We start from the raw sequence: 7,445 nt of genomic DNA on the forward strand, positions 1-7,445 counted from the left end.
ATATACCGAACACTCTGAGTCAGGCACAGCGGAGTCCAATGGGGGCCATGCGGACGCGACGGCTGTCGGGGCGGCATCGCCGTGCCAGGGAGCGCCAAGTAACCTACGGCGAGGTCATCGCCGTCAAGGAGTTCAGGGCGCTCTGGTACGGCCAGGGCCTGTCTCTCCTCGGTGACCAGCTCGCCCAGGTCGCGCTGGCCGTGCTCGTCTACGAGCGCACGCGTTCCCCGCTCGCCACGGCCGCCGTCTACGCGCTGACCTACCTGCCGTCGATCGCGGGCGGCCCGCTGCTGGCGGGGCTGGCCGACAGGTTCGCGCGCCGGGGCGTGATGGTGGCGTGCGACCTGATCCGCGCGGCGCTGGTCGGCATCATGGCGCTGCCGTTCATCCCGTTCCCGGTGCTGTGCGGGCTGGTCTTCCTCGTGGTGCTGCTCAGCGCCCCGTTCTCGGCCGCGCGGGCGGCGCTGCTGCCGGAAGTGCTCGAAGGTGACCGCTACGTCGTCGGCTCTGCGTTGCAGAACATGACGAACCAGGCCGTACAGATGATGGGGTTCGCCGCAGGCGGCGCCGTGATCGCCACCATGGGCCCCTACCGCGCGCTGGCGCTCGACGCGGCCACGTTCGTGGGCTCGGCGCTGATCCTCCTCGCGGGCGTACGCCGGCGGCCCGCGGCCGGTCAGGACGGCGACAAGCCGTCCATGTGGACGATGACCACGGCCGGGGCCCGTCTGGTCTTCGGCGACAAGAAGCTGCGCACGCTCGTGCTCTTCGCCTGGCTGTGCGGCTTCTACATCCTGCCGGAGGGCATCGCGGTCCCGTACGCCGTCGAGCTCTACACCGGGGTGCTGCCGATCCCGGTGATCACCGGGCTGCTGATGGCGGCGATGCCGACGGGGACGGTGCTGGGGGCGTTCCTGTTCAGCAGGTTCGTCTCGCCGCCGGGGAGGCTGCGGCTGATGGGCTGGATGGCCATGCTGAGCTGCGCTCCACTGATCGTGACGGCGATGCGGCCGCCGCTGGAGGTGGTGCTGGCGGCCTGGGTCCTGTCGGGCGTGGGCGGCGCCTATCAGCTCGCCGCGAACGCGGCGTTCGTCCAGCGCGTCCCCAGTGAGCAGCGGGGCCAGGCCTTCGGCCTGGTGCAGTCAGGGCTGATGGCGGTGCAGGGCATCGGCATCCTGGCGGGCGGGTACGCCGCGGAACGGCTCGGTCCTGAGCCGGTGGTCGCGCTGGCCGGCGTCGCCGGCCTCACAGCCGCGGCCGTGCTGGCCCTGATGTGGACCGAGCCCCGCGGCGACACCCCTTCCCGAATGCGTCCCCGGGCCGCCGCCTGATCACTGCTGCGGCTTGTGCTCGTCACCGCCCCAGGGGCTGCTACTGCCGTGGCTCTTCTGCTGCTGCTTCTCGATCAGGTCCTGAACGATCGAGGTCTCCTTGCCCTCCTCGGGCATCAGCAGCCAGCCGATCGCGTACACGCCGATCCCGAGGCCGCCGAACAGCGTCATGACCGCCAGCCCGATGCGGATGAGGTTCGCGTCGATCCCGACGTACTCCCCCACCCCCGAGCACACGCCCGCGATGATCCTGCCCTTACGAGTCCGACGCAGCTGCTTACTGTTGAATTCGTTCATGCCTCAACACTGCCCTCCGCCCTGGCATTCGCACATCGGGATTACCCCTGGTAGAACCCTGGTAACGCCCTAAGCGAGGAGAGGACCGTCATGGACGATCTGCTGCGCCTGGACGAGCGGCTCAACGGCGACCAGCGGCTGATCCGCGACACCGTCAGATCCTTCGTCGCCGATCGCGTCCTGCCGCACGTCGGCGACTGGTTCGAGGAGGGCACCTTCCCCGCGCGCGAGCTCGCGCCGCAGCTCGGCGCGCTCGGCCTGCTCGGCATGCACCTCGAAGGCTTCGGCTGCGCCGGCACGGACGCGACCTCGTACGGCGTTGCCTGCCGCGAGCTGGAGGCCGGCGACTCGGGCCTGCGCTCGTTCGTGTCCGTGCAGGGCTCGCTGGCGATGTTCCCCATCTGGCGTTACGGCTCCGACGAGCAGAAACAGCAGTGGCTGCCCCCGATGGCGGCCGGCGAGGCGATCGGCTGCTTCGGGCTGACCGAGCCCGACCACGGCTCCGACCCCGCCAACATGCGCACGTACGCCAAACGCGACGGCTCCGACTGGGTGCTGAACGGCTCCAAGATGTGGATCACGAACGGATCCGTCGCCGACGTGGCCGTGGTGTGGGCCCAGACGGACGACGGCATCCGCGGCTTCGTGGTGCCCACGGACACCCCCGGCTTCTCCGCCCCTGAGATCCACAAGAAGATGTCCCTTAGGGCATCGGTCACCTCCTCCCTGTACTTCGACGACCTCCGCCTGCCCGAATCCGCCGCCCTCCCCGGCGTACGCGGGCTGAAGGGCCCGCTGTCGTGCCTGTCCGAGGCCCGGTTCGGCATCCTCTGGGGAGTGGTGGGCGCCGCCCGGGCCTGCCTGGAGGCAGCGGTGGAGTACGCCCAGACACGCGTACAGTTCGGCAAGCCGATCGGCGCCTTCCAGCTCACCCAGGAGAAACTGGCCTGGATGTACGTGGGGACCGCCCAGGCGGGGCTCACCGCGCTGCACCTGGGGGCGCTGAAGGACGCCGGGGAGCTCGAACCCCGCCAGATCAGCTTCGGCAAGCTGGCCAACGTACGGGCGGCGCTCGACATCGCACGACAAGCCCGGTCCATACTCGGAGGCAACGGGATCACGCTGGAGTATCCTGTGATCAGGCACATGAACAACCTGGAGTCCGTGCTGACGTACGAAGGCACACAGGAGATCCACACGCTGGTGCTGGGCGAGGCACTGACCGGACTGGCCGCATATCGGTGATGGGGCGGGTGGGAAGGGTGTCGCGGGCGGGGCGGTAATCTCTGTACGCTTGCTTGTTGCGAGGGGCGTTAGCTCAATTGGCAGAGCTGCGGACTTTTAATCCGTAGGTTCCGGGTTCGAGCCCCGGGCGCCCTACCCCACATGACCTGGGCGGGCTTCCGGATCTTAGTGATCCGGAAGCCCGCCCAGTTGCATTTCTAGTTGCGGTTACCCCCAGAGCGCGCGGCCCATGCGAGCTGCTGCCTCGGTCGAGAGCGTCGCCGTGATGTGGGTGTAGCCCTTGGTCGTGGTCAGTTGTGAGTGGCCGAGGATCTCCTGGACGACGCTGATGTCCACGCCTTGCTCGATGAGGAGTGTCGCGGCGGTGTGTCTGGCGTCGTGAACGCGGGCGTCCTTGTCTACCTCGGCCAGGCGGAGGAGTTCTTTCCATTCGTCCCAGTCCTGGCCGGCGTCTATGGGGCGTCCGTCCGGGTGGCACCAGACGACGTGCTTGCGGCCGGAGGTGCGTCGAGCCTTGGGGCAATCCTCCGGGCACGGGTAGCGGTGGAGCCGTTCGCCGCAGGCGTGCGGGTCCTTGCAGCCGTGGCGGTGGCGCTGGTGCTTGATCTGCCAGAAGACCCGGATGACGCCCTGCTTGAGATCCACGTACTTCCAGCGTAGGCCGAGCGCTTCACATTGCCGAAGGCCGAGAGCGAGCGCCACGGACCAGCGGGTCCCGTTCCTCTGGTGGTGGGCCACGTCCAGGACGTCTCGGGTTTCGTCCGCGTCCAGCGGCTCTATCTCGACGTCCTCCACAGCGGGAGCGTCGATCAACGTACAGACGTTTCGGGCGATCTTTTCGCGGCGTACGGCGATCTTGAGCGCTCGGGAGAGGATGCGGTGGATCTGCACGATCGTGTTCTGGGCGAGCTGCTGCTGGCCGAGGTAGGCGTAGAAGGCGTCCAGGCGCTCAGGACGGAGGCGATTGAGTCGGTGAGCGCCCAGGCGCGGAATGATCCAGTGCTCTGCCTTGGGCCGGTAGGTGCTCTCCAACGTCCGATCGCTGACCTTCAACGGTGCGATCTCGTCGAGGTAGGTACGCATCCATTCGGCGATGGTGGGAGCCCGGCCCGGCTTGTCGGTCTTGCCGGAGTCCCGCTGCTTCTCCAGTTCCCGGACTTTCCGCGTCGCCTCGGCCTCGGTGCTGCCGATGCGGTGACGGCGGTCGGCAGAGCCGTCGTCCTTGACGCCCATGGTCACCCAGCCGTGCCACTTACCGTCTTTGCCGAGATAGATCGAGGAACGTCCGTTGGGCTTGCGGGTCATCACGCCACTTCCTTGCTTTCCAGGTGACGGGCGAACTCCAGCAACGCGGCAGCGGGAATGAGGCGGTACCCGTCCCGCTTGATCGACCGGAGTTCGCCGGTCTTGATCAGTCGGAAGACAGCCGTCCGGCTCATCGCCAAGACCGTCGCCGCGTCGTTCGGCCGGTAGAAGAGCCTTTCCATCACGCCGCCCTCCCCTCTGTTGCCGAAAGACTCTGTTGTTCGAGTTGTTGCAGGTGTGCGCGCCAGCGTTGCCGGCCGCGGATGGATCTGAGGAGCCGTACGGACAGGGGAGGGACGTTGGCGTCTCCGGTTGGAACAGGGCGCCAGACGTAGCGGTGTGGGTCGGTTGGCTCATCGGGTTGGCCGAGGGCTTGCAGGACCCAGGTGCGGCGGTCCTGCTTGTGTTCGGCGAGGGTCTTGTTGGACCACTTGCGGGAGACCAGGACGCGGCGGCCCGCGTAGCCGAGGTGGTCGGGCTTGTGGGCCTTGGAGCGGCAGCGGCCGGGGGCCATCCCGGCTTTGGCGCCCTTGGGCTGGATGCCGTATCGCAGCCAGTTGGCGCAGGCAGGCGAGCAGGGCTCGTAGCGCAGGGCGTCGACGAAGCGGGCCGCGTGCTCGCGTTGCGCTTGGCCGTCGAGTGCTTGACCGAGGCTCTTGGTCAGGTACTTGGACAGGTAGCGGATGCACTGGTCGGCGTCGGAGGTGCCGGAGAGCACGCCTTTGACGTCTACCTGGTCGCCGAAGCGGATCACGTGCAGGGGCCCGGCGTCCTCGTCGGCGTCGAGCTGGTCGAGAGCTTGGTCCCAGGTGGGCAGGACTTCCCCCGTGGCGGGGTCGAGGTAGCCGGCCTCTTCATCCCAGACCGGCAGGTACTCGCCGTCGAAGACCACGTGGTCAACGGACGGCCACCAGACCTGGTGGTAACCCCCCGGTCCTCCGCCCGCCCGCCGTCCGGGCGTGCGGCCTGGGGGCCAGTCCCGGACGGCGGCGGGACACCGGGCCGGGCGCCGCACGCCGGCCCCACCGTACGGACCGAACGCACCGGCCGGGATTGCCACTCCGCCGCACAGATGCAGCCCTACGATCGCCACCGCATGGCCGGTCGCCCTACATGGTCGGGGGCGATCGACGATCCAGGGTTCGTTCCTCACCCTGGCTCACTGGGCAGCGCGGCTGATCACCGTATTCGGGGAGCGTTCGAAACGGCTAGAGGGGAACACTCACAGTGATAACCCCCGAGTGGCGTTTGAGCAGGCTAGAGAGGGCTTGGGGGAAGCAGTTCGTAGACTGAGCGGATGCTCCATGCCAATCACGCCAGGTTGTGTCGGATCGCTGACAAACTCGCTGCGGCGCGTTCCCTGCCCGTTCTGCCGGATGCTTTCGGTGTGGAGGCGCATGGGTTCGAGCTTGGGCCGCCTCTGTCCGAGGCTGTGGTGACCGAGTTCGAGGAGCGGCATGAGGTGACGCTCCCTGCGGAGTACCGGTTGTTCGTCACCGAGTTGGGCGACGGCGGCGTCGGTCCAGGCTTTGGGTTGCGCCGTCTCGACACTTCATGCTGTACGCATCACCGGTCGGGGCACCTGGCTCAGCCCAGTCCGTACCTGCCTGGTCCGCGTTACGTCGACGATTGGGAAGAGCGGTACGAGGATCCGCCGGTTCCGGATCGCGCTTTCCTTCGAGGCACGCTGGAGATCGCCGGTCACGGGTGTTCCCTCGTCACCCGGCTGACCGTGGCGGGACCGGCGCGGGGACGGTTGTTCAACCTCGACCATGAAGGACCAGTCGGCCCTTACGTAGTCGAGGATGCCGACTTCTTGGCCTGGTATGAGCGGTGGCTGGACGAGGCGGTCCCCGGTTACGACGTCGGCTGGTTCGGCGAGCGACTCCCGCTGGAGGAAGCCGAGCTGGTCGCCCTGCTCACCGATGAGCCGTCATCAGAGCGTCGGGCTCGTGCTGGGGAATCGCTGCTGCAGTTACCGGCCGTCAGTGAAGGCGGTTGGGCAGTTTTGGTCGACGCCGTGTTCACCGACGCGCATCCCACTGTGCGTGCTGTGCTGTGGGATCTGCTGCGCTGGCAACGACACCGGCACGGGCGTCCGCTGGACGACGCTGAAGCGATCGCGGACGATATCGCGCGGCACGCCAGGTCGTATGCTCCACCGGACCTGAAGGCGCTCGGCATTCTGCGCAGGCTCACCTTCGCCGATCTGCTGCCGGAAGTGATGTGTTATGACCTCGAACGGCGTCGACGGGCGGCGTACCGGCTGGCCTGGGAGCCCTGGGAGTTCAGACGTGAAGATATCCAGCAGAACGTCCTCGTCGACGTGGCCAGTGGGCTCCTGAATGATGACGACCCGGTTCTCCGCTCACACGGCGTCGTCGTTGTCCGCCAATTCAGCCTGACCTGTCTTCATTCAGTGCTGCGCCGACTACAGAAGACGGAGACCGGCCCATGGGTCCGGCATCACATCGACTGGAGCTTCGATGAGTCATCCAGCCGCATGTGGGGCGGTCCCCCGACCATGATGATGCAGGGATTCAGCGAGGACCCACCGTTCTAACCGCACGCCCGGACGCCGTACGTGCAGGCCAGGAGTCATGGAGCTTGATCGAATCGTCTTCCTTTTCATCCATGGGTTCCGTTTCGAGTCCCGGGCGCCCTGCCACCGATGACCTGGCGCGGTTGCGGTCCGCTTCCGAGGTGCTACTGGTACCAGTGGGGACTCAGGCGCGTCTTTCATGATCCGGAATATGCGCGGAACGATCTATGGAGGCGGCGTCCGGTTGTCTGGCCGCGCCCCAGGTCAGGGGCTGTAGCGAACGGAACTGGCGATCTTCTGTAAAGCCGCCGGCACTCAGGCGAGAATTGTCAGACCGCATGGCCAGTTGCAGTTTGAGTTGCAGTTCTCATCCGTTCACCGAGGTCCCATGCAGGTCAGCCGCTGGTGTTGGTCCAGATGGGACGGCATGGAACCATGATCGGCCGAGCTTTTAATCCGTAGGTTCCGGGTTCGAGCCCCGGGCGCCCTACCATCTCTTACCCTATTTGACCTGCGATTTCTCGATTCTCGGGGGCGTTTCATCGAGAAGGTGATCTCGTGTGGTTGCTCGCTGGTTGCTCTTGGGCACGGCTGGGCACGTACGCGACCGATCGAAGATCATTTAGGTGCCTGATGTCCAGGCAGGCTTGTCGGGTGGCCGGGAGGAGTTTCACCTCCCGGCTCCCACAGATCCGTACGTGAACCTCTCGGTTCATACGGCTCTT

7 protein-coding genes and 1 tRNA gene are annotated in these 7,445 nt (G+C 66.9%); 4 read left to right on the plus strand and 4 right to left on the minus strand.

Annotation, left to right across the window (positions count from 1 at the left end; translation table 11 throughout):
* The first annotated feature begins 47 nt into the window (after positions 1–47).
* On the plus strand, positions 48–1,331 hold the full coding sequence (locus tag ACTMTF_RS44120; RefSeq protein WP_397016950.1) for an MFS transporter: 1,284 nt from the start codon (positions 48–50) through the stop codon (positions 1,329–1,331).
* Here ACTMTF_RS44120 and ACTMTF_RS44125 read toward each other — a convergent pair whose 3' ends face one another.
* Entirely contained in the window at positions 1,332–1,628 is a 297-nt protein-coding gene (locus tag ACTMTF_RS44125; protein WP_397016948.1) for a PspC domain-containing protein, read from the minus strand.
* A 90-nt stretch (positions 1,629–1,718) separates the two neighbouring features.
* Between ACTMTF_RS44125 and ACTMTF_RS44130 the strand changes: the two genes are divergently transcribed.
* Together ACTMTF_RS44130 and ACTMTF_RS44135 are read left to right on the plus strand one after the other, a co-directional pair.
* Positions 1,719–2,873: an acyl-CoA dehydrogenase family protein gene (locus tag ACTMTF_RS44130; protein WP_441116058.1), complete on the plus strand. Its 1,155-nt coding sequence runs from the start codon at positions 1,719–1,721 to the stop codon at positions 2,871–2,873.
* Between the two features lie 62 nt (positions 2,874–2,935).
* Positions 2,936–3,008: transfer RNA gene (locus ACTMTF_RS44135), tRNA-Lys, on the plus strand.
* Positions 3,009–3,080: 72 nt separating this feature from the next.
* Here ACTMTF_RS44135 and ACTMTF_RS44140 read toward each other — a convergent pair.
* From ACTMTF_RS44140 to ACTMTF_RS44150, 3 genes are read right to left on the minus strand one after another with little or no spacing between them, the layout of a single operon-like run.
* Positions 3,081–4,178 carry a tyrosine-type recombinase/integrase gene (locus ACTMTF_RS44140; protein WP_441116059.1) on the minus strand — a complete coding sequence of 366 codons (1,098 nt, stop codon included), beginning with the start codon at positions 4,176–4,178 and terminating at the stop codon, positions 3,081–3,083.
* The gene (locus tag ACTMTF_RS44145) at positions 4,178–4,360 is read right to left on the minus strand and encodes a helix-turn-helix domain-containing protein (RefSeq protein ID WP_441116063.1); all 183 of its coding nucleotides are present in this window, start codon (positions 4,358–4,360) and stop codon (positions 4,178–4,180) included. Before ACTMTF_RS44145 ends, ACTMTF_RS44140 begins: the two co-directional genes overlap by 1 nt.
* Positions 4,360–5,070, minus strand: a complete 711-nt coding sequence (locus ACTMTF_RS44150) for a replication initiator (protein WP_441116060.1) — start codon at positions 5,068–5,070, stop codon at positions 4,360–4,362. The genes ACTMTF_RS44145 and ACTMTF_RS44150 overlap by 1 nt, the downstream gene beginning before the upstream one ends.
* A gap of 405 nt (positions 5,071–5,475) precedes the next feature.
* Here ACTMTF_RS44150 and ACTMTF_RS44155 point away from each other — a divergent pair, with 405 nt between their 5' ends.
* On the plus strand, positions 5,476–6,741 hold the full coding sequence (locus ACTMTF_RS44155; RefSeq protein WP_441116061.1) for a hypothetical protein: 1,266 nt from the start codon (positions 5,476–5,478) through the stop codon (positions 6,739–6,741).
* Positions 6,742–7,445: the final 704 nt, after the last annotated feature.

The organism is Nonomuraea sp. ZG12 (genome assembly GCF_052068115.1).
In the GTDB taxonomy this organism is placed as follows: domain Bacteria; phylum Actinomycetota; class Actinomycetes; order Streptosporangiales; family Streptosporangiaceae; genus Nonomuraea.